At 70.5% G+C, this 22,674-nt stretch carries 13 protein-coding genes and 3 pseudogenes; 11 read left to right on the forward strand and 5 right to left on the reverse strand.

Going from position 1 to position 22,674, the window contains the following annotated elements:
- Window positions 1–1,247 precede the first annotated feature (1,247 nt).
- The 4 genes and pseudogenes from OG617_RS26085 to OG617_RS26100 all read right to left on the reverse strand — a co-directional run.
- Window positions 1,248–2,117: pseudogene (locus OG617_RS26085) on the reverse strand (tyrosine-type recombinase/integrase); the annotation flags it as partial.
- A 36-nt stretch (window positions 2,118–2,153) separates the two neighbouring features.
- Window positions 2,154–2,993: an IS5 family transposase gene (locus OG617_RS26090; protein ID WP_405095575.1), complete on the reverse strand. Its 840-nt coding sequence runs from the start codon at window positions 2,991–2,993 to the stop codon at window positions 2,154–2,156.
- 245 nt (window positions 2,994–3,238) lie between these two features.
- Entirely contained in the window at window positions 3,239–3,835 is a 597-nt protein-coding gene (locus tag OG617_RS26095) for a hypothetical protein (protein WP_405095576.1), read from the reverse strand.
- Between the two features lie 250 nt (window positions 3,836–4,085).
- On the reverse strand, window positions 4,086–5,408 hold the full coding sequence (locus OG617_RS26100; protein WP_405095577.1) for an MFS transporter: 1,323 nt from the start codon (window positions 5,406–5,408) through the stop codon (window positions 4,086–4,088).
- A gap of 564 nt (window positions 5,409–5,972) precedes the next feature.
- Here OG617_RS26100 and OG617_RS26105 point away from each other — a divergent pair.
- From OG617_RS26105 to OG617_RS26115, 3 genes and pseudogenes are all read left to right on the forward strand, one after another.
- Window positions 5,973–6,203, forward strand: a pseudogene (locus OG617_RS26105) (IS21-like element ISAau2 family helper ATPase IstB); the annotation flags it as partial.
- Between the two features lie 122 nt (window positions 6,204–6,325).
- Window positions 6,326–7,663, forward strand: a complete 1,338-nt coding sequence (locus tag OG617_RS26110; protein ID WP_405095578.1) for a C39 family peptidase — start codon at window positions 6,326–6,328, stop codon at window positions 7,661–7,663.
- A 388-nt stretch (window positions 7,664–8,051) separates the two neighbouring features.
- Window positions 8,052–8,618, forward strand: a complete 567-nt coding sequence (locus tag OG617_RS26115) for a hypothetical protein (protein ID WP_405095579.1) — start codon at window positions 8,052–8,054, stop codon at window positions 8,616–8,618.
- A gap of 55 nt (window positions 8,619–8,673) precedes the next feature.
- Here OG617_RS26115 and OG617_RS26120 read toward each other — a convergent pair.
- Window positions 8,674–8,769, reverse strand: a pseudogene (locus OG617_RS26120) (IS5/IS1182 family transposase); the annotation flags it as partial.
- A 213-nt stretch (window positions 8,770–8,982) separates the two neighbouring features.
- Between OG617_RS26120 and OG617_RS26125 the strand changes: the two are divergent.
- From OG617_RS26125 to OG617_RS26160, 8 genes are all read left to right on the forward strand, one after another.
- Window positions 8,983–10,689 (forward strand): substrate-binding domain-containing protein, encoded by a 1,707-nt coding sequence (locus OG617_RS26125; protein WP_405095580.1) that lies wholly within the window; start codon window positions 8,983–8,985, stop codon window positions 10,687–10,689.
- A gap of 300 nt (window positions 10,690–10,989) precedes the next feature.
- A complete protein-coding gene (locus OG617_RS26130; protein WP_405095581.1) occupies window positions 10,990–13,032 on the forward strand; it encodes a sensor histidine kinase in 2,043 nt (680 codons plus the stop codon).
- 56 nt (window positions 13,033–13,088) lie between these two features.
- Window positions 13,089–16,538: a BTAD domain-containing putative transcriptional regulator gene (locus OG617_RS26135; protein ID WP_405095582.1), complete on the forward strand. Its 3,450-nt coding sequence runs from the start codon at window positions 13,089–13,091 to the stop codon at window positions 16,536–16,538.
- Between the two features lie 114 nt (window positions 16,539–16,652).
- Entirely contained in the window at window positions 16,653–18,317 is a 1,665-nt protein-coding gene (locus tag OG617_RS26140; RefSeq protein ID WP_405095583.1) for a bifunctional 3-(3-hydroxy-phenyl)propionate/3-hydroxycinnamic acid hydroxylase, read from the forward strand.
- 75 nt (window positions 18,318–18,392) lie between these two features.
- Complete coding sequence (locus tag OG617_RS26145; protein WP_405095584.1) at window positions 18,393–20,000, forward strand: serine/threonine protein kinase; 1,608 nt, start codon at window positions 18,393–18,395, stop codon at window positions 19,998–20,000.
- Window positions 20,001–20,252: 252 nt separating this feature from the next.
- On the forward strand, window positions 20,253–21,440 hold the full coding sequence (locus OG617_RS26150; protein ID WP_405095585.1) for a sensor histidine kinase: 1,188 nt from the start codon (window positions 20,253–20,255) through the stop codon (window positions 21,438–21,440).
- On the forward strand, window positions 21,398–22,096 hold the full coding sequence (locus tag OG617_RS26155; RefSeq protein ID WP_405095586.1) for a response regulator: 699 nt from the start codon (window positions 21,398–21,400) through the stop codon (window positions 22,094–22,096). The genes OG617_RS26150 and OG617_RS26155 overlap by 43 nt, the downstream gene beginning before the upstream one ends.
- A 134-nt stretch (window positions 22,097–22,230) precedes the next feature.
- Entirely contained in the window at window positions 22,231–22,665 is a 435-nt protein-coding gene (locus OG617_RS26160; RefSeq protein WP_405095587.1) for a hypothetical protein, read from the forward strand.
- The last annotated feature ends 9 nt before the right edge of the window (window positions 22,666–22,674 follow it).

The following is a 22,674-nucleotide window of genomic DNA, read 5'->3' on the forward strand; positions in this document are numbered from 1 at the left end:
CCGCGCACCCATCGGCGCCGTGCCAGCCACGTGCCAGTAGCTGGTGTCCCGGGCGGTCAGCAGCAGTCACGACGGTGCGCGGCATGGGTGCGGCCAGGTGACGGGATCATGGTTGAGAGGCAGCAATGAATGCCTCGATCCGGTCCAGGTCCTCGGGTTGCAAGCCACGGTTTGACTTGGGCGCGATAAGAAGTGCTCGCCCACTGGCAGTCAATTCATCACGTAGAGGGCCTGGCGGGGGCAGTGCCTCGTCATCGGTCCAGACAAGTCTGCGGCCTTCGGCGAGCACGGCGCGCGCCGCAGCAAGCTTCAGCGGCCAACAAGCAGGACCCCTTGGCGTCGGCTCAGCCGTGATCGCCCGAGCTAGCGGGGGTAGGCGCCACAGATACTCAAGCCGGTGCGCGTCCGGGCACCAGGTGGTGCACCAACGGACGGCCACGGCGCCGGATTCATGGAGGGGCCGGATCCGGTCGATCAGGCCTGGCGCCCAACGGACGACGTATGACACCTGGTCGGTGTCCGACCAGACCTGGCTTCTCCTGGGTGGCCCGCTCCAGCCTGGCCGGTTCGCGTTGATGACCCCATCCACATCCAGCAACCACACCAGGCGTTCGGAGGGCAGGTCCATCGCTGCTTCGTCCCTACCCAATCCGGCCACGCCCGGACAGTAGAGCAACGGCAGGCAGGGTCGAACGGCGTGCTCGCCCCAGTCCGCATCCAATGCGCAAGAGGATCCCTCACGGGCTGCCGCCTGGCGGTGTTCGTCTCCAGTCGTCGAGGTCCGTGGACCGGCAAGCTGCTCTGCCGGCCTGCGGCTGTCCTCAGGCACCCGCAGCGCTTCGTGCAGAGTGCGTGCAATGATCTTGGCTCCCGGAGTCGGTGGGCATTCCGGAGGCGCAGGCCAGAGCCACAATGTGCAGCCTGCCTCAGTCGCCTTCCTAAACCGTGTGCTGCGGTCGTCGAGCGTGTCAGCGTCCCGGGGACCAAGTGGGGACCACACGGCCTGCGCGATGGTACGCGGCACGACGTCGACCGCACGGCCTGATCTTGGGGATAGCGTGCGTGACGTGCGTGGACGTGTGGCGAAGCGTCCTGGGGGTCAAGGGGTCGTCGGTTCGAATCCGGCCGTCCCGACAGACAGAAAGCCCTGACCAGCGGAAATGCTGGTCAGGGCTTTGATGTTTATCTATGAAGTTTTGAACCTCCCCCCGAAAACCCCCCACCTACCGGGTCGGCGACCAGGTTTGTCATCCATGGGCATCGTTGTGCGCTCCGGATGCGGGGTGCCCGTTGGGGCCGGCGCCGAGTCGTTCAAGGATGCCGGAGACGTCCGGGGCTTGGAGGGGCTTGGCGATGTAGTAGGTGTCGGTGACCTCTTCGCTGGAGTGCCCAAGCTGTGCCGCGGCGCTTTTGGTGTCCGTCTCTTCCTTGATGAGGGTGGCCACGGTTTTGCGGAAGGTGTGGGGGGTGACCCAGGCGAGGTCGGTGTCGGCGCGGGCCTGGCGCCACTGACGGCGGACGTTGTTGGGCGAGAGCCAGGTGCCGCGTCGGGAGGCGAAGATCGCGTCATGGGGGTTGTCGGCGGCGACGAGCTTGCGGGCCAGGAGCATGCCGACCGCGAACCGGGGCAGGACGACCATCCGGTAGCCGGCCTCGCTCTTGGTCCAGGGCTGCCGGAAGAAGCCCTGGCCTGTGACGAAGACCAGGGTGCCGCAGATCGTCAGGGTGGGGCGTTCGGCGGCGAGGTCCAGGTCTTCCCAGCGCGAGGCCAGGATTTCACCGATGCGGGCGCCGGTGGCGAGCATGAGGTCGACGATGTCGGCCAGGTCGCCGGTGTGCCGAGGTCCGGGCTTACCGGGGACCGGTCGCTGCCAGTCGCAGATCGCCGTACGGACGGCCTGGAGGTGTTCATCGGAGAGGGCTACGACTGTGCGGCGAGGTTTGCGCAGCCGGCCGGTTTCGCGTACGGGATTGGTGGGGATCGCGCCGTGGCGTACGGCCAGAGCGAACATCTGGCTCAGGACGACCTTCGCGCTTTTGGCCGCCGATGGACGGTCCTTGGCGATGTCGCGCAGGAACCGATCCAGGCGTCCGACGCTGGCCTCTCGGATCCTGAGAGGGCGTTTGATTTACGCCTTTTGTGGCTTGTGAGGCTAGTACGTTCCTCGCCAGGTTGGTGTGACTTCGCCCGTTATGCGCTTGGTGGGGTTGTCGATGGAGGCCAAGTGGATCATGGCTTCGGAGCTGGCGGGAAGGGCCTCGTAGTCGCGCGCCAGGCGGCGGTGCAGCATCAGCCAGCCCAGGCTTCTCTCGACTACCCAGCGGCGTTTGACGATGTGAAAGCCGCGTTTCTCGGCGTTTCGGGAGACGACTTCCACGTCGATTCCGAGGGCGGCGCCGTGTTCGATCACGGCGTTTTTGAAGCCGGTGTCCACCCACGCTTTGGTGATCGTCGGGTGAGCCTTCTTGGCCTGGTCGAGCAGGCCTATTCCGATGGTGTTGTCGGAGAGGCTCGCGGCGGTGACGACCACGGCGAGGATGATGCCGAGCGCGTCTGTGATGATTCCGCGTTTGCGACCCACGATCTTCTTGCCGGCGTCTACTCCCTGGCTGGTCACGGGCACGTTAGTGGACGTCTTCACGCTCTGGGTGTCGAGCACGGCGGCGGTCGGTTCGGGTTTACGGCCTTCTTTCACTCGCGCAAGTCCGGCCAGTTCGTATCCGATCTGCGCGAGGATTCCCTCGTCGCGCCAGGCCGCATAGTAGGCGTACACCGTGCTGTGCGACGGAAAGTCGTGGGGAAGGTACTTCCAGGCGATACCGGTCCGGTTGACGTACAGGATCGCGTTGAAGACCTCCCGCAATTCCACTGTGGCTGGCTGGCCGGTGGGTCGCCGGTCAAGCCGGGCCTGTCGCCAGGCGGTCAGGGTCGGCTCGAGCAGCGCCCAGCGGGCATCGGACAGGTCACTGGGGTAGGCCTTGCGCGCACTCATGGAGCAGCATCCACACCAGACCAAGTCATCGGGCCCGGAACTCGTCCAACATGGAGTGTCGACCGGATTTCTAGACTAGACGGAATCCATGTCTTCTTCATGAGCTAAACGGACAGCTTGAGCGCCAATCCGGCGGGCTTGAATGCCCCCTTATCTCTGTGAAACATCCCTAAAGCCGCCACACTCAAAGCCGACAAATTGCCATACGCCTTACCTGAATGCCCTCTGAGGTGAAGGAGTAACCGTCACGGGGAGTCGCTGTGCAGTAAGGGTTGCACGGCCCAGTGGTGAGCCGCGGTCGCCGGCACCGTGCCGACGGCGAGGACCCACTCGTCGCCGCGCGTGCCGATGACGAGGTTGTCGTCGTCCTCGAACCGCAGCACGAGACCGGCGCAGACCGCGTCGCCATCGTGGCCAACGATCACCGCGCCGCCAGCGAGCCGGGCCCCGATGGACCCGGGCAGCACGTCGGGACTCTGTGCCGGGCCGACCCTGGTCTCCCCGAACTCGCTCATGTGGTAGGAACGATACGGATCTTCCTTCGCGAGGATGAGCTGTCCGCAACGGCTGTGCAGGCCGATCGGCAGGGCGTTTTCGAAGAACAGCCAAGCGTGCAGCAGGCTCTTGGCGTCCGACCCGCGCCGTCCCTCATGCCAGTGCCGGGCCTCCTCTACGGCATCGAGCCGTCGGCCGAACATGCTCCTCAGCCACGATGCGACCACATCGGGATCACTGAAGCCCACATATGGCACCCGATGCTCTACGCGCAGCGCCTGCCGAACGGCATGCGCGGTGGCCTCGTAGACATCGCCCACACTCGTGTCGACTTCGGTGACGACCATGTCAGTCACGGTCACCGTCACCGCCATAGGGCGGCGCGCAGCGACCATGAGGAACCCAGCTCGGCTTCCCGGCGACCGCCGTCAGCGCCGGCATCGCCGCGTACCAGATCTGCCCGATACGCCCGCGCCATGCCACGTGGTCGCAACGCCCGCGCGTGCGCGACTCCCAGGTCGTCGGCGAGCCGCCAGATGTGCCGGGCCGTCCGCCAGTCCGCCGACGAAGGATGCGTTCCCCGAGGCGCATCGGCGGTCAGCCCGCTTCCGACGGTACGAGATCCGTGTTTTCCGGCGTCGGCAGGTCGCGTATGCCGCGCAGGGGAGACAGGAGGTTCGGCACGACGCTGATGGTCATGCCGGCCGCACCGATCCACAGCGTCGCGGCGGGACCGATCACGGAGCCGGTCGCCCCGCCGAGCAGGCCGCCGAGGGGAATGCCGCCCCAGGAGACGAACCGGGCCGTCGCGCTGATCCGGCCGAGCAGGTGATCCGGCGTGAGGGCCTGCTGGAAGCTCGACTGCGCCACGACGCGGACGACGCCGCCCAGGGAAAGGCAGGCGAGCCCGACCGTGGCCACGTACACGGACCATCCGGGGTGCGCGAGGGGCATGAGGACGGTCAGTGGGCAGGTGATCAGCGGCGCTAGCCAGATGGTCGGTCCCAGCCCGGCCCGCTTCGAGACCTTGCGGGCCACCAGTGCGCCGAGCAGGGCGCCGCATCCCATGCCGGACAGGATGAGGCCGATGCCGAAGGAGGCGAGACCGATCGTGCGCTCCAGGTGGACCAGGAGCATGGTCTGGTACATGACGAGGAAGAGGTTGAAGATCGCGTCGCCGAGCATGACGGCCCGCAGGGCGGGGTGCCGCAGCACGAACTCGAGCCCCTCCTTGATTTCCCGGACGAGGCGGGGCCGCCGTGTCGCCTCCGGCTTGGGCTCGCGCTTGCGGATGCCGATCGCGAGCAGCCCCGACACGCCCATTCCGGCCGCGCTCACCAGCAGGGTGACGGGAGCGCCGAGCCAGCCGACCAGCGGGCCCGCGATGCTCGGCCCGCCGGTCGTGGTCACCGAGCGGATCGCCGAGAGCTTGGAGTTTCCTTCGACGACGTTGGCCCGGCCCACCAGGAACGGCAGGTAGCTGACGTAGGAGACGTCGAAGAAGACCGAGAGGATGCCGTGGATCAAGGCGGCCGCGTAGAGCCACCAGATCGTCAGCAGGCCCGCCGACCACGCCAGCGGGATCGACACCAGGACGACCGCACGGACGAAATCGGTGCTGATCATCACCGTACGTTTACGCATCCGGTCCACCCACGCGCCCGCCGGCAGCCCGACCAGCAACGAGCCCGCGGTCGTCATCGCGGTCAGCACACCGACCTGGAACGCGTTGGCGTGCAGCGCGAGGAGCGCGACCAGGGGCATGGCGAGGAAGATGATCCGGTCGCCAAGCTGGCCGAGCGCGGTCGCGGCGAAGAGACGGCGGAAGTCGGGGTCGCGCAGGAGGCCGGGCGACTCGGCCGGTTCGGTCCCGCCTTCCTCACCCGTGTGTGGTCTCCGCCATGCCGCTGGCAGGCGCATCGTGGTCACCTCCGAGTCTCGTGCCGCGTCCGCGTGACCCCGGTCGCCGAAGAGCTCTCAGCGTTGTAGTGCGAAAGGGACATTACCCACGGCGTGGCCGAGCCGGTGTTGCATGACGTGCTCAGCACGCCACCGTCCGCGCCCGCAGTTGCCGATGTGTGACGCGCATCGTGCAGATCGATCACAGGCATGCCGGCCACGTGGCGGGCCAGCTTTCACTTTGTCGGGGAATTGCTTCGGGTAGTACGGCTTGCCGCCCTCTCGCCAGAAGACGTAACGGAGGTGCTGACAGGCGATACCCGCTGCGGCCTTCTCGGCCGACTGAGCCTCGCGACGAGCTTCGAGAACCGAGACGACGAAACTCCCGACCGCGATGGGGTGCCCGCTGCTGTCCCTCGGGCTCTTCTCCACGACGCCCGTGCTCCTCGTTGTCCACGGGAGAGCGTGGCCGGGCGGCGCTCCTGGCCAGTCCACGCATCGATGACGGACAGGCCGAGTCCGGTTCGCCCGGCGCGGCGGCCGGTGTCTGACTCGGTGACGGGGCGCAGTATGTAGCGGTTGTAGGTGACCTGCCTGAGGCGGGTGTTCGCGGCCGTCACGTTCCTCACCCGCGCGCTGAAGGCGCCTTTCCTCGCCGCGTCGGTCGAACGTCTGGCCGAGCGGGCTCGGGCGGAATCGCGGACGCGTGGAGTTCCTCGCCGCCGCCTGCTACGCGAGGTCGCTGCCCGGGAAGCTCACGGCGGTGAAGGGCGCATCCGCGCAGCCCGCTTCCCGGTCCGCAAGAGCCTGGAGAAGCCTTGATTCGCTTTGACCGGATCCGCACGCCGGCAATAACTTTCCATACAAAAACCTCTGGCGAAACTTCCCTCCAAGCGGGACAGTGAACGACAACGATGCCTCACCCCTGTGGAGCTGCCATGGCCATGACACCGCTGCGCGCCGTCACCCTCGCGGGTGCCACCGCGCTCGCCCTCCTCGGCACCACCGCCCCTGCAGGGGCCACCAGGCCGGCCACCGGAGCCAGCACGGTCACCCACGACGAGCAGATCACCTGGCAGGGCTGGTCCGGCACCACCATGTCAGCCGGCGCCACCGCCGGCACTACCGTCGCCGCCGCCGGGCTCACCCTCGGCACCCCGGTCGGCACCACCGTCTACAAGGACCCCCACACCAGCATCAGGCGGACCTGGGCGTACGGCACCTGGACCTCGCCGCTGACCGAGGTCGGCTTCGGCGCCAGCGAGCTGGTCGCCTCCTGGAACGCCGACACCCCGGCCGGCACCTGGCTCCAGGTCGAACTCCAGGGCACCTACACCACCAACACCCGCACCCCATGGTACGTGTTGGGGCGCTGGGCCTCCGGCGACGCCGACATCAAACGGACCAGCGTCGACAGGCAGGGCGACAGAACGTCCAGCATCTGGACCGACACCTTCGCCATCGACAACGCGAACACCGGGGTGCTGCTGCGGGCCTACCAACTCCGGCTGACCCTCTACCGCGACCCGGCGCAGACCGCCTCCCCGCTGGTCCGCTCAATCGGCGCGATGAGCTCGAACGTGCCGGACCGGTTCACCGTCACACCCAGCGCCGGCCACATCGCCTGGGGCACCGAGCTGACGGTCCCCCGCTACTCGCAGAACATCCACACCGGCCATTACACGCAGTACGGCGGCGGCGGTGAAGCCTGGTGCTCGCCGACCTCCATCGAGATGGTTATCGAATACTGGGGCCGGAAGCCCTCCGCCGCCGACACGTCCTGGGTGGACCCCAGCTACGCGGATCCGACGGTCGACCACGCCGCCCGGATGACCTACGACTACCAGTACAAGGGCACCGGCAACTGGCCGTTCAACGCCGCGTACGCGGCCGCCTTCCCCGGGTTGGAAGCGAAGGTGACCCGGCTGCACTCACTCGACGAGATCGAGCACTTCATCGCCGCAGGCATCCCTGTGGTGGCCAGTCAGTCCTTCCTAGCCAGCGAGCTGACCGGGGCGGGCTACGGCACCGCCGGGCACCTGATGGTGGTGGTCGGCTTCACCTCCACCGGTGACGTGATCGTCAACGACCCGGCCTCGCCCAGCAACAACGCGGTACGGCACGTCTACTCCCGGACGCAGTTCGAGCAGATCTGGTTGCGAACCAAGCGGACCACGGCCAGCGGCGGCACAGGCAGCGGCTCCGGCGGCATCGTCTACCTCATCAAGCCGACCGGGGTGGCCTGGCCGCAGGTGACGGGCTCCACCAACTGGTAGCGACGGTCGGCACCGTCGCCATCGGGCACCGACACCGGCACGGTTCCTCCATCGGGTGTCCCCTTCGACATCCCTGCCGCGCCTGACAGCAGCCGGCAGGGATGTCCCACCCGCCTCAGTCCGCGGAGTTCCTACGGCCCGCCGCGGCCAAGCAGCGCGGGGAAGGCCGCCGTCCCACTGGGGGTCCGGTCCCCACCAGGATCCGCTCACCCTCGTCCATCACCTCGTCGATCGCCAGCGGAAGCGATCCCGAGAACATCATCTTTGTAAAATGACCGATCCTGCGCACATGATCTCAACGAAGCCGACCACGCTCGCGCGGTGTGGGCAGCAGTGCAGCTTGGTCGGAGTTTCCCGGTCCGTCGGAGGTCCCGGTTAGCATCCGCCGGTGACTCTCACCCCCAATGACCTGATCGGTTACGTCGAGCGCGATCTCGACGCCGACCTCGCACGGTGGTTCTCCGGCCGTTCTCCCGTCACCGTTCCCGTGGAGACCCGGCCGGTGGTGCCGATGCTCGACCGCCTCCCGCCGGTGGCCGCTACGGCGCTGGCGGCGTTCGACCGCCGCGTGCGGTCAGGGCGCATGCCTCAGTTCCTGGACGTGTACGACTGGTCCTACGGGTTCGACTTCGCCGCGAACGACTGCGGAATCCTGGACGCCGACTACCAGACGGCGCTCACCGACGACGACGTCTACTCGATCGGCGCCGACGGCGGCGGCAACCTCTACGTGGTGCTCACCGACGGGCAGGTCGGCCTCTGGTTCCACGAGGAGGATGTCGTTGAGGGCGACACCCGCTTCGACAACCTCGACGTCTTCCTCTGGTCAGCCGTGCGCTACCAAGCGGTGCGGGCGGGAGTGCTCGAGCGGGCCGAGGTCGAGGCCGACTTCCTGTCGCTGGGCCAGGACGGCGCGCTGCGGCCGGACGTCGGGCTGCTCAGTTCTATGAAGTAGGCCGTGGCGTTGTGCGGGGTCACCAGCCGTCCGCGAATCGGGGGCGGCCCTGCCGTCGGGATCGACGCCGCCGGCGGTGATTGTGCACGCGCTCGGCGAGGTGGCTCGGGGCTCGGCTGGACAGCGGGATCGCGGCGGGGTAAGACAGCACGGCGAGGCTCCCGGGCGGGGCATCGGCTCCTGGTTGACTGTTGTCTTACCTGGAGCCTCGCTCCCATCGACCTTGGGGTTGCCCGCACCCTTCGTGACCGGCACGATCGCGATGAAAAGGCTCGATGTCGACACCGTCAGCCGACACGCTGGAGGACCAATGGTTGCAGGTCGCCCGAACGCTCGGCCGTGGTTGCCGTACACCACAGCCATTGTGGCCGGAGTCGCGGTCATCGCGGCGGCCTATCTGATCGTCCGGCCGGCGGCGGACGTGGGGTGTACGGCGCTGGAGGTCAGCGCATCGGTCGAGAAGGACGTGCTGCTCGGCGAGTTGGCCGAGCGCTACAACAAGAGCGACCGGCGGTTCGACGGCAGCTGCGCGACCGTGGCCGTACATGGCCTCACCTCGGGCGCGGCGACGGACGCGTTGGCCGGCGATTGGGCCGTCAAGCAGCCCGGCCTCCCGCGACCGCAGGTGTGGTTGCCGACGTCGACCCTGTGGACCGGGCAGCTGAAGCTGCTGGACGAGGCCGCCGGGCGCCCGGCGCAGACCTCCGGCCAATACCCGTCCATCGCGAACAGCCCGCTGGTCATCGCCATGCCGCGCCCGAAGGGGGAGCTTCTCCAGCGGCAGGGGCCGCTCGGCTGGGGTGAGATTCTGGGCCTGTCCGGGCGGACGGGCTGGGCCGCCTTCGGTCGTCCCGAGTGGGGGCGGTTCACCTTCGGCAAGGTCAACCCGAACCTGTCCACCTCCGGGTTGGCGGCCATCATCGCGACGTACTACGCGGCCATCAACCGGGCCAGCGACCTCACCGAGAGCGACCTGGTGAATCCTGAGGTGACCCAGTTCGTCCGCCGCATCGAGGCCAATGTGTCCCACTACAGCGACGACGTGGTGGACCTGCTGAAGAACCTCGCCGAAGCGGACCTGTCCGGCGCGGGAACGTCGGCCTCGACCGACGTGAGCGCGATCGTGACGCAGGAGGAGTTGGTCTACCAGTACAACGAGGGGGAGTTGAGTCCGACCCGGGGCGAGAAGCCCAAGGTCCCGCTGGTCGCGCTGTATCCGAAGGAGGGCACGTTCAACCTCGACCACCCGTACGTGGTCCTCCCCTCGGCCGACCCCGAGCAGCGTGCCGCCGCTGCCGACTTTCTGGAGTACCTCCAGGAGTCGCCACAACAGCGGAGCTTCAGCCGGCTCGGGTTCCGCGACCACGAGCGGAACGCGTCCGACCCGCTGGTCGCCTCCGTCGGCGGGCGCGGGGCAGCCGATCTTACCTACTTCGACCCGCCGAATCCCGCTGTGGTCAAGGCGATCCTCACCGGCTGGGACACGCTGCGCAAGAAGGCGAACATCCTCGTCGCCGTCGACACGTCCGGTTCCATGAACACCAAGATCGGGGACCAGAGCAGGTTCCAGGTGGCGACCAGGGCCGCAGCCAAGGGCTTCGGCCTGTTGAACTCCGAGGACCAGGTCGCGCTCTGGTCGTTCTCGTCCGAGACGAAACAGCGGCCGAGATCGCCCTACAGCGAGGAGGTCCGACTGTCGGCATTCGACCAGAAGGCCCTCACCGACAAGATCAGCAGTCTCCATGTCGAAGGCGGCACCGCCTTGTACGCGACCGTACGAGCGGCACATCGCTACATGCTCGACCACTATGACGAGTCCCGGATCAACGCGGTGGTCGTGTTGACGGACGGCAAGAACGAGTACAGCAAGGACACCAGGCTCGCCCGGCTACTCCAGGATGTCGCGCTGGACCCGAAACGTCCGGTCAAGATTTTCTGCATCGCGTTCGACGAGCAGTCCGACTTCGTGACCCTGGACCGGATCGCCAAGGCGTCCGCGGGCAAGGCGTTCGACGCCCGCGACACGACGAAGATCGACGACGCGTTCGTCAAGCTGGTCAGCAGCTTCTAACGAGACAATCACGGCGCGTCACCCTGCCGTAGGCGGGCGGGCAAGGACCTATCGGCCCGCACGACGGCCGAGTCACGACTCGTACCGCCGGACCTTCGGGTCGCGGCGGCCAGGCCCAGCGGGCGGGGACGGCGGGGCGGACGTCTCGGGAGACGCACGGGCCCGGCTTCCGGCGTGTTCGACGCGGACACAGCGGCGGGATGCCCGGTGGCACCGAGCACTTCGAAACGGCAAGATACGTGCCACGCGGCGCCGGGCCGGCCGCGCCGGACCGGGGCGGGGCAGTTGCGGAGGTTCGGCATGACGAGTCCCGGCAGCGACCGGCGTAGCCCGATCGCGGCGTGGACGGTGCTGATCATCACCGGTGGACTCACCGTCGGGTCGGTGGTCGCCTGGTGGGTCGCGGCCCCGCCGTGGCACCTGTGGCTGTTTCATTCCCTGGTCGACCTGGTGGTGGGCGCCGTCTACGGCGTGGTCGCGTGGCTCACCCTCCTGCGCCGGGCCCACCTGGCCGCCTGGATCATGGCCGCCGCCGGTGTCGGCGGCTCGGTCTCCGCCGCCGCCACCTGCTGGGCCATGATCGTGCACCGGTGGCCCGACCTGTGGGGACCGGCGCAACTGCTCGGTGCCGCCGACTGGACCCGGGTGCCCGGGTTCTACGCGCTGATCGTCGTCCTTCCCTGGCTGCTGCCGGTGCGGCCCCTCAGCCGGGCCACCCGGATCGCCATCGGCATCGGAACCGCCTTCATCGCGCTGGCCCAGGCCTGCGTGCTGACCCTCCCCGGGGGGAACGCGATCCCGCTCACCGACCCGACCCTGCTCACCGTGCGGGCGGCGATCGAGCCGTGGCGGGAACCCGTGCTCGTCCTGCTCGGACTGGCCGCGGCCGGCGGGGTCCTGGCCCGCCGGCACGCCGTGCCCGCAGGGCAACGGCACGGCCTCGGCTGGCTCGCGGTCGGCACCCTGCTGCTCTCGCTGGCGTTCCTGCCGCTCGCACTCGATCCCGTGCTGCCGCTGTCCGTCCCGGTGTCGTTCGCACCGTTGGTGCTGCTCTGCGCCCAGGCGTTCCTCCCGGCATCGGTTCTGGTGGTGCTACTGGGGCACCGACTGCGGGACCTGGAACCCGCCGTCCGCCGGACCCTGGTCTGGGCGTTGACGACCGGGATCGCGGTCGGCGCCTACACCGGCGGCGTGCTGCTGCTCAGCACGGTGGCACCCGCCTCCTCGGCCGTGCCCGGGATGCTGATGACCGCGCTGTTGGTCGCGGCCTGCCAACCCCTGCGCCGGTGGGTGCGGCACCGGGTCGACCGCCTCGTGCACGGCGACGCGGACCAGCCGTTGATCCGCCAGGTCGCCGACCGGCTGAGCACGACCGACCGAGGACGGCAGATGCTGAACGCCGTCGCCGACGGGATCGCCGACTCGCTGTGGCTGGCGGAGGTGACGATAACGCTCACCGGCGAGCCACCCCCTCCGGCGACACCACGACCACGCCGGCCCCACGGCCCACCGGCCGCCGCCGGGCCGCCGCTGACCATCCTGCTCGCCGGCCCGGACAAGGAGGTGGGCGTACTGCGGGCCTGGCCGCGGGCCGGTGAACGCCTGGCCCGCCGCGCCAACACGGCGCTGGTCGATCTCGCCCCCGTGGTGACCGCCTTGGCCGAGTTGGCGATCGCCCAGGGGGACCTGGAACGGTCCCGCCTGCGGTTGGCCCACGCACGCGACGAGGAGCGCCGGAAACTGCGTCGAGACCTGCACGACGAACTGGGACCGGCGCTCAGCGGGATCGCCCTGGCACTCGCCGCCGGACGCAACATGCTGCACCAGTACCGCCGCTTCCCCGAGATCGCCGCCGCCGACGATCTCCTCGAACGGTTGGTGACCGAGGTGGACCGGCAGGCGGTGGGTGTTCGGGACATCGCCCGGGACCTGCGGCCACCGCTGCTCGACGACGGCGGGTTGCTGCCGGCGCTGCACCGGCTTCGGGAGCGCTACGCCACCGCCGGTCTGACGGTGCTGGTGCGGGCGCCACAGTTGAGCCTGCCCGACGCCGTAGCCACCGCCGTCTACGGCATCGTGTCCGAAGCGGTCCGTAACGCGCACCGGCACGCCGACGTGGACCGGTGCACGATCGAGGTGGGGAGCGGACCGGACGGCCTGGAGGTGTGTGTGGCGGACGAGGGGGTCGGCACCGGGGCCAGCGCGAATGCGGGGGTGGGCACCCGCTCCATGCGGGAACGGGCGGAGGGCATCGGCGCTGAGCTCACCATCGGTCCCGCGAGTACCCGATCGGTCCGTCCGGGTACCCAGGTCCGTCTGGTCCTGCCGGGCGGCACCTGGTGAGACAGGGCGGCCGCCCGGCTCCTGGCCGGGACGTGGGTGGGCGTTGTGGTGATGGTGTGCGGTTCCACGTGCTGGGTCCGCTTGAGGTTGTCCGGGACGGCGAACCGGTGGCGGCCGGCGGCCCCAAGCAGCAGGCGTTGCTGGTCCTGCTGCTGTTGCGAATGAACCGGTTCGCCGCCGCCGACTGGCTCGTCGACGCGTTGTGGAACGGCCGGCCGCCGGTCAGCGGTCAGACGACCCTGCGCACGTACGTCGCCGGGCTGCGCCGGGCCCTGGAGCCACAGCGCGCCCATCGCGGGCCGGGCGGAATTCTCGTCGGCCATCCGAAGGGGTACGAGCTACGGATCGCGCCGGACACCGTCGACGCGGTCCGGTTCGAGCGTCTGGTCGGCCAGGCGGCGGAACTGCTCGCGGCGGGCGATGCCGCGGCGGCCGAGCGGTGCTACCGCGCGGCGTCGGCGCTGTGGCGGGGCGAGCCGCTGACCACTGCGGCTGATCTGGACGCGGTACGTCCCGAGGCGGCACGGCTGGCCGAGTTGCGTCTCGGTGCCGAGGAGGGACGCCTCACGGCGGGCCTTGCCGCCGGCCGGCACGAGACGCTCCTGCCGGAGCTGCGCAGGTTCGTGGCCACGCAGCCGCTGCGGGAGGTGGCCCGGGCACAGCTGATGCTGGCGCTGTACCGGTCCGGGAGGCAGACCGACGCACTCGCCGTCTACGACGAGGGCCGACGGCTGTTGGCCCGCGAGTACGGGCTCGATCCGGGCGGGCAACTACGCGAGGCACACCGGCTCGTGCTGGACCAGGCCGTGCCCGCGGCGACGGCGCCCGCGCCCGCCCCGTCGGAGCTCGTACGGGAAACTCCCCGGACGGTGGCCGGGCCGCCGGTGGCGGGCGGCGTCCGGCACGTCGCCGTGACGTCCGGCGAGGCGCCGGGCAGGCCGGCCGAAGCTGGCGTGGGAGCATGCCCGGTCACGGCCCCCGGCGTCGGGGCATCGGGCGGCATGGCCCCGGGCGGCATGGCCCCCGGTATCGGGGCATCGGGCGGCATGGCCCCGGGCGGCATGGCCCCCGGTATCGGGGCATCGGACGGCACGGCCCTGGGCCTCGGGGCATCGGACGGCACGGCCTCTGGCGTCGGGGCACCGGGCGGCGGGCTGGCCTCGGTCGAGGTGCCGGGCGCGCTCGCGGGGCGTGACGCGGAGCTGGCGCGGCTGGGTGCGGCGCTGGTCGCGGCGGTGCACGGCGAGGGCCGGTTGGTCGCCGTCGTGGGTGAGACGGGGATCGGCAAGACCAGCCTCGCTGCGGCGGTCAGCGCCAGGGCCGCGACGTCCGGGACTCCCGTGGTGTGGGGGAGGTGTCCGAACGTCGGGCAGGCGCCCCCGTTCTGGCTGTGGACCCAGGTGGTGCGGAGCCTGCGGGCGATGCCGCAGGCAGGCGAGACAGGGAAGGCGCGGTCACTGGGCGGGTTCGCCGCCGAGCCGCTCACCACGTCGGGCGCCGAACTCGACCCGGCGGCGCGGTTCCGGGCGTACGAGGCGGTGGCCGACCTGATCCGGGCCGTGGCCCGGCAGCGGGGGCTGCTCCTCGTGCTGGACGACCTGCACGCCGCCGATCCGGACTCGTTGCTGCTGCTGCGGTTCCTCTCCCCGCTCCTGGCGGGCACCCGCGCCCTCGTCCTGGTCACGTCGCGGCCGTACCACCGCAGTGCCGGGCTCCTGGCGACCGTTGCCGAACTGGCCCGGGAACGGAACTTCACCCGGCTGGCGCTGAGGGGCCTGGACGCGTCCTCGGTGGCGATCCTGCTGACGGCCGGCACGGGGGTGCGTCCGCCGGACGAGGTCGTGGCGAGGCTGGTGACCCGTACCGGCGGGAATCCGTTCTTCATCACCGAGCTGCTCCGGTCGGGGGCCGATCCGGCGGACGTGGAGTTGCCGGCGACCGTTCGGGACGCCGTCCGGCTGCGGCTCGACGATCTGCCGGAGGCGGCCCGGGACTGCCTCGACCTGCTCAGCGTCGCCGGACACGAACTCGATCTGCACGTGCTGGCGGCGGTCCTCGGCACGCCGGTGGAGAAGGCGGGCGAGCGGCTCGTGCCCGCATACGCCAGTGCGCTCGTCGCCGAGGCGGGGCCGGGCAAGGTGCGCTTCCGCCATCAGCTCTTCGCCGAGGTGGCCTACGCCGAGCTGGCGCCTCCGCGTCGGGCCGCGCTGCACGCCCGGCTCGCCACCGCCGGCGAGCGGGCCGGCAGCGGTCTTGCCCCCGCCGAACTGGCCCACCACTACGGCCAGGCAGTCGGACTCGGCCATGGCGACGACCATCTCCGCTGGTCACTGGTCGCCGCCGACGACGCGACCGGACGGGTGGCGTACGAGGACGCCCTCGGTCACCTCGGCCGCGCCGCGCGGCGGCTCGCCCCGAACTCGGCGGTCTCGCCGGAGACGGCGCGGACCGAACTGACGGTCCAGCTGCACCGGGCAGCCCTGCTCCAGATGACCGCGGGGATCGGCAGCGACCCGGTCGACGAGGTCTGTTCCCGGGCCCGGAAGCTGTTGGCGATGGTAGGGCCGGAGGTGGATCTGCGGCCGGCGCTGTGGGCGTTGGGTGAGCTGGCCGCCAACCGGGCCGACTTCGGGGTCTGCGCCGACCTCGCCCGGCGGCTCCGCGCCGTCGAGGATGACGGCACCGGCCTGATCAGCGCGGCAGGCGAGTACCTCCTGGGCGTGGTCGGCTACTTCGCCGGCCGGCTGCCGGAGGCGGAGCGGCATCTCACGGCTGCGGTGGACCGGCTGAGCGAGGTGGACCTGCGGCTGCTCGGCCGGCAGGTCGGCCGGCGGCCGGCGCTGGCCGCCCACAACTTCCGGGCGTTGGTCCGCTCCCTGCGGGGCCGCAGCGCGGCGGCTCGGGAGGACATCCGGGCCGCCGAGATTCTCGCCGACCAGGTCGACGATCCGCACGGCCGTGCCAACGCGGCACTCTTCGACGGCTGGAGGGCGTTGCAGGAACGCGACGTCCCCGGGGTACGTGCCGCGGCGGAGCAGTGCCGGTCGGCCGGCGCGGCGACCGGGCTGCCGCACTTCGTGACGACCGGCGAGTTCCTCGCCGAGTGGGCCACCGCCTATGGCGGGGACCGTGGTCGGCTGCCGGCGATGAGGGCCGCCGGCGAGGCGATCTACCGTCCTGGGCTGCGCTCGACCCGCACCATCACGCTGTGCGCAGTCGCCGAGGCGTACCTGGTGGCGGGGGAGCGGACCACCGCGGCGGAACTGGCCGAGCAGGCGTTGTCAGTGGCGGAGCAGTTGGGGGAGCGGGTCTGCGTCGCCCAACTGCACCGGATCCGCGGCGCCGCCCGCCATGACCCGGTGGAACTGCGTGCCGGCGTCCGGCTTGCCGTCGAGCAGGGCGCCGGGCTGCTGCTGGACAGCTTCCCCGAGACGGCTCCACCGGCGCCCTCGCGCCGACCGACGCGGGCCGGGCCGGACGACACGGATCGCCACCGGGCCGGCTGACCCGCGGCGGGTGACCTCCACACGGTCTCCACATGACCTCTACGCCCGCCTGGTGTCGTTGACGGGCAGGAGCGCCGGCGGACGTCGCGGGGTCCTGCCGGAAGGAGACGCCCCATGCCCCCGGCTGAGGAGAAGGTCTACGACGTCGACGTCGCGGTGATCGGCTGCGGACCCGTCGGCGCGCTGACCGCCAACCTGCTCGGTGCCCGCGGGGTCCGCACCCTGGTCATCGAGCGAAACCCGTCGCCGCACGGCCGCCCGCGCGCGCTCTTCTGCGACGACGAGGCGCTGCGCATCTACCAGCAGGCCGGCCTCGTCGAGCAGGTGAGTCGCGACATGCACCCGGTCCCGGTCGCCGAGTACGTCAACCGCGAGGGACGAGCCTTCGCAACCGTCGTGCTGGCGGAGGTGGACTTCGGCCTCGGCCACCCTCCGCTGGGCTTCGTCGACCAGCGGTCGCTGGAGCAGACCCTCCGCGCCGGCCTGGGCCGCTTCGACCACGTCGACCTCCGTCTCGGTGTCGAGCTGGTGGCGTTGCGGCAGGACACCGAGGGGGCGACCCTGGTCCTGCGCGACATGATCACCCTCGAGAGCCGGATGGTGCGGGCCCGCTACGTGCTCGGCTGCGACGGCGCCCGCAGCACCACCCGCGCCGCCACCGGCATCGGCCTGGTGGGTTCCAGCTACGTGGAGCCCTGGCTCGAAATCTCAGGGGATGTGGCGCCGGACGGAATCCGCGTCGAGCGGACGACGTTCGTCTGCGACTGGCGGCGTCCGGCCTTCGCGTCACCCGGGGCGAAGGGGAGCTACCGGATGGAGTTCATGCTGCGCCCCGGGGAGACCGCCGACGAGATGCGTCGGCCGGAGACCATCGGCACACTCGTGGAGCCGTACGTCGACCCGTCGCGTTTCGCCGTCACCGGCGCGGTGGTCAACACCTACCACCACTTCGTCGCACGGCAGTGGCGCGTCGGCCGGGTCTTCCTGCTCGGCGACGCCGCCCACCAGATTCCCCCGTACCTGGGTCAAGGGCTCTGTAGCGGGCTGCGGGACGCGGCGAACCTCAGCTGGAAGCTCGCCCTGGTCCTCGCCGGTGACGCCGACGCGACGCTGCTGGAGACGTACGAGATCGAGCGGCGTCCACACGCTGCGGCGATGGCCCGGACGAGCGCACGGCTGGGACGGGTCTTCCGGGTGCGGAGCCGGTCGGCGGCGTGGTTGCGCGACAGCGCACTGGGGGTCCTTCAGACCGTCCCCCGGATACGCCGGTTCGTTTGGCACTTCGAGTTCAAGCCGTTGCCGGCGTACCCGACCGGGCTGATGGCGGGCGGTCGGTGCGACGGCGGTGTCGGGACGATGTTTCCCCAGCCTCGGGTCGCGACGGCGGCCATGCCCGCGCCGCACCTTCTCGACGAGACGCTCGGTGCCGGCTTCGCCGTGCTCGGGTTCGGCGGAGCTGTCGAGCCGTCGCGGGGGGAGTGGCGGGAGCCGGCGGTGCGTTTCGCCGTCGTGCACCAGGCGGGCACCGCGCCGGAAGGTCTGCCGCCGGCCTGCGGGTACGGCGGGGCGGAGCGTGTCGACCTTGTCGATGTGGACGGGACGATCAGTGCCTGGCTGCGCCGGCACCGCGTCGAGGCGGTGGTGCTGCGGCCGGACCGGTTCGTGTACGGCGTCGTGGCGGCCGGGGGGACGGGCGGGGCGGGCCACGCTCTGGCGGCGGCCCTCGGCACGCCGCAGTCCGCCCCCGGACTCCCGGTGGCCCGCCGGAGCGGCACGTGAAGGCCAGGCGCATTGCGGATCATTGCCGCGACCTGCTATAACGTAGCGAATTTGCTGCGAGTGGGGAGAGATACAGTGGACACCGCTCACCGCGTGGGTCCGCTGCTTCCGGTCGACTCCGCCACACTCGGGGGATACCAGTTGGTCGGCCGGCTGGGCGCCGGCGGCCCGGGGGTCGTCTACTTCGCCAAGGACGCGGACTGCAGCGAGGTGGCGATCAAACTGATCGCCGCCGACCTCGCCGCCGATCCCGAGTTCATCGGCCGGCTCCGCAGCGAGGCTGAACGGGCCCGGCAGGTGCCGCCGTTCTGCACGGCCAAGTTCATCGGCGCCGACCTTGACCACGATCCGCCCTACCTGGTGGTGGAGTACATCGACGGCCCGAGCCTGGACGAGGTCGTCGCGGAGCGGGGTCCGCTGCGAGGGGGCGCGCTGCACTCGCTGGCGGTGGGGGTCGCCACCGCGCTGACCGGCATGCACGGCGCGGGGGTCATCCACCGCGACCTGAAGCCGGACAATGTCCTGCTGCCACCGGGCGGCCCCAAGGTGATCGACTTCGGCATCGCCCGGCCGTTCGAGGCGACCAGCCACCACATCCGTACGGACGCCACGGTCGCCTACCTGGCGCCGGAGCAGTTGTCCGACGAGCCGGGGACGTCGGTGACCTCGGCGGCCGACGTGTTCGCGTGGGGCTGCGTCATCGCGTACGCCGGCACGGGCCGCACGCCGTTCCTCGGTGACTCGGCCTCCGCGACCGCAAGCCGCATCCTGACCCAGCCGCCGTGCCTGGACGGGTTGCCGGAGTCGCTGCGCGCTCCGGTGCTGCTGGCCCTGGCGAAGGATCCCGCGGACCGGCCGACCGCGCCGGCACTGCGCGCCATGCTGCTGGGCGAGAAGCCCGTCTCGCGCCCGCTCTCGCAGACGACCGCCGAACCGAGGCACCGCCGGCACCTTCCGCCGAGGCGTCGCCGGCACCTCCTGTTGCCGGCCGTCCTCGCCGCGCTGCTCGTGCTCGCCGGGCTGACGGCCGCCGGCCTCCTGCGCAACCGGGACGCCGATCCGCAGCCAGCCTCTCTGACGCCGATCAGGACCAGCGCCGCTGCCTCCCCGTCGGCGCCGGCCGGCTCTCCACCCGCCCCACCGGCCCCGCTCTCCGCCAGCCCGAGCCCGTCGGTGGACGCGTCCGTCCGGGAGACGCCGCCAGCGTCACCCTCCGCCGGCCCATCCACCTCCACCTCCACCGCCTCGCCCTCCGCCGGCCCATCCGTTTCCACCGTCTCGGCCTCGGCCAACCCGACCGGCCGCAACCTGGCCCTCGGCCGCAGCGCCACCGCCTCCAGTTCGGAGGGTGTGCTCTTCGGCGCGGCCGAGGCCGTCGACGGCGACCCGGCGAGCCGGTGGAGCAGTGGCTTCAGCGACCCGCAGTGGCTAATCGTGGACCTCGGCGCCCGCTGGCAGATCAGCGAGATCGTGCTGAGCTGGGAACGGGCGCACGCCGTGCGCTACCGGGTGGAGGTCTCGACGGACGGCAGGACGTGGAAGTCCGTGTATTCCACCTCCACCGGCCAGGGCGGGGTCGTCAGCGTCACCGCCGGCCAGGTGCCCGGCCGCTACGTCCGGGTGTACTGCACCCAGCGCTTCAACGAGTACGGCTACTCCCTGTTCGAGCTTCAGGTGCGCTGAGGCGACCCTCAGGACCCGGTGGAAACCGGCAGGCTCCAGTCCCCGTCCAGGTCCGCCGGGCGAAGTCGCACCCGCTGTACTCGGCGTGCTCGGAGAGCCGCCGCACCTGTCCGAGCCGCCGCACCGAACCAGGCGGAGCTTGAAATGCAGTGCCAGGTCGAGGCCTTCGCGAAGAGGTGGCGGGCGCGAACGGTACGTCCTCACCATGCCCGCCGGTCGGCGGTAGGACATTGAGGCACTATTCTGGCGGACATGGTGACCGGGGTGTCGTCGGCGCCGTGGCGCTGGGCTCTGTGGGATCTGGTCATCGCCACGGTCGTCGCGACCGTCTCGGTGCAGTACCGATCCGTTTCGCCGCAGGACATGCTGATAGGTCTCGCCATGGCGGTGGCGCTGGTCTTCCGCAGGTACTCGCCGAATCGGGTGATGGCCGGCGTCTCCGCCCTGGCACTGCTGCAGGTGTTCGTCTGTCCCGGCATCTCGACGGGTTACGACGTGGCCGTGCTGGTCGCGATGGCTGCGGTGGTCATCCACGGGCGGGAGCTGTGGCACGGGTACGTGGCTGGCGCGATCATGGTGGTGGGCGTCCTCATCGTCGCCGTCGACCGGGTCGTCATCCGCTCCGGCCCGGCGTTCGGCATCGCGGAGTTCGGCGATTACGCTGCTCTGCTCATCGCCTGTGTGGCGCTGTGGCTGGTGGCATACGTTCTGCGCAGCAATCGGGAAAAGGCGGAGGCGATTGCGGACCGGGCGGCGACCGGCGAACGGGAACGGGCGCACCTCGCGCGCCTGGCCGTCGTCGAGGAACGCGCCGTCATCGCCCGCGAACTGCACGACGTGGTCGCGCACGGCCTCGCAGTGATGATCGTGCAGGCGGACGGGGCGAGCTTCGCGATCGACCGAGACAAGGACCGGGCCCGCGAGGCGATGCGCGTCATAGCCGGCACCGGCCGCGACGCGCTGGAGGACATGCAACACATCGTCGCCCTGCTGCGCGGCACGGAGCCGATCGGGCCCGCCGTCGATCGCCAGGTCGGCCTCGGCCAGCTCGAGACGCTCGCCGGTCGAGCCCGTGCGGCCGGCCTCGAGGTCGATCTGTGCGTCCACGGGGAGCCGCTCGGACTCTCCTTCGTGGACGAGTTGACCATCGTCCGGCTCGCCCAGGAGGGTCTGACGAACTCCCTGCGGCACGCCGGCCCGGGCGCGAAGGTGGCGGTCACGCTGCGGTTCCACGACGACACCGCCGTGGTGGAGGTGGTCGACGACGGCGGCGGCCGAGCGACCGACCCGGGCTCGGCCACTGTGGGCGGTTCGGGCGGCAACGGGCTCGTGGGCATGCGTGAGCGCGTCGCCGTGTACGGCGGTGAGTTCACCGCCGGGCCCCGGTCGGGATCTGGATGGCGAATCCGGGCCGTGATACCGGTCAGGGCGGCAGCGTGAGCATCCGGGTCCTGCTCGTTGACGATCAGGCACTGGTACGGGCCGGTTTCGCGATGGTGCTGGACGCCCGGGCCGACATCGAGGTCGTCGGCGAGGCCGGCGACGGTGCCGAAGCGCTCGCGGTGCTGAAGACGACGCAGGTCGACGTCGTGGTCATGGACATCCGCATGCCGATCATGGACGGCGTGGAGGCCACCCGGCGGCTCTGCGCGAGCCCGGGCGGCCCGAAGGTGCTCGTGCTCACGACCTTCGACACCGACGAGGACGCCTTCGCGGCGCTACAGGCGGGGGCGAGTGGTTTCCTGCTCAAGAACGCGCCGCCGGCGGATCTGCTGACCGCGATCCGCGTGGTGGCCGGTGGACAGGCGGTCGTGGCGCCGAGCGTGACCCGGCGTCTGCTGGATCGCTTCGCCGGGCAGTTGACGCCGCCGGGCCGGGTCGACGACCAGCTCGCCGTGCTCACCAAGCGCGAGCGTGAGGTGCTGGAACTGGTCGCCGAGGGGCTGTCGAACTCCGAGATCGCGCTACGGCTGTACGTCGCCGAGGCTACGGTGAAGACCCACTTCGGTCGGATCCTGGCCAAGTTGGGGCTGCGTGACCGGGTGCAGGCTGTCGTGTTCGCGTACGAGACCGGCCTGGTCCGCCCGGCCCTCTGAGCAGGCAGCCTGTCGCGTCCCGTACGACTGGGGTCGTACTCGGGGTGGCCAGGAGTCAGATCGTGCGTCGATGCGACGGCGTCCCGGGGTGCCGAGAATTGCATCGTTCGCACGACGACTTCTTGGAGATTCCCATGGATGCCGGCACCCGCCCGCAGAAGACCACCAACCGGACCCGAATCCTCACGCTCGGCATGGTGACGGTCGTGATCCTGGCCGCTGTCGCATTCGGCGTCAATTACCTGTGGCAGGAGCGGTTCGGCCCCACCACGGCGTCGACGGACGACTGCGAGCTCGCGCAGCAGCTCATCGACAGGGCGCAGACGCCACCGACCGGCAAGGCCGAGGCGCAGCAGTGGGAGAAGGAGATCCGCCAGATCCGCTACACGCGGATCGAGGACGAGGGCGTCAGCACGGAGGTGGGCCGCTACGTCGCCTGGGCGGTGGTGAGGGCGACCGGTGAAGGAGAGCGGCCGACCGCGGCGGACTTCGAACAGATGAAGAACGAGGCGACCGGCCACTGCGACGGCAGCGGCGTCGACCTCAAGATCCCCGCCATCGCGTTCTGAGTCGACCTC

The sequence above is a fragment of the Micromonospora sp. NBC_01412 genome, from assembly GCF_045040215.1.
In the GTDB taxonomy this organism is placed as follows: Bacteria; Actinomycetota; Actinomycetes; order Mycobacteriales; family Micromonosporaceae; genus Micromonospora; species Micromonospora rubida.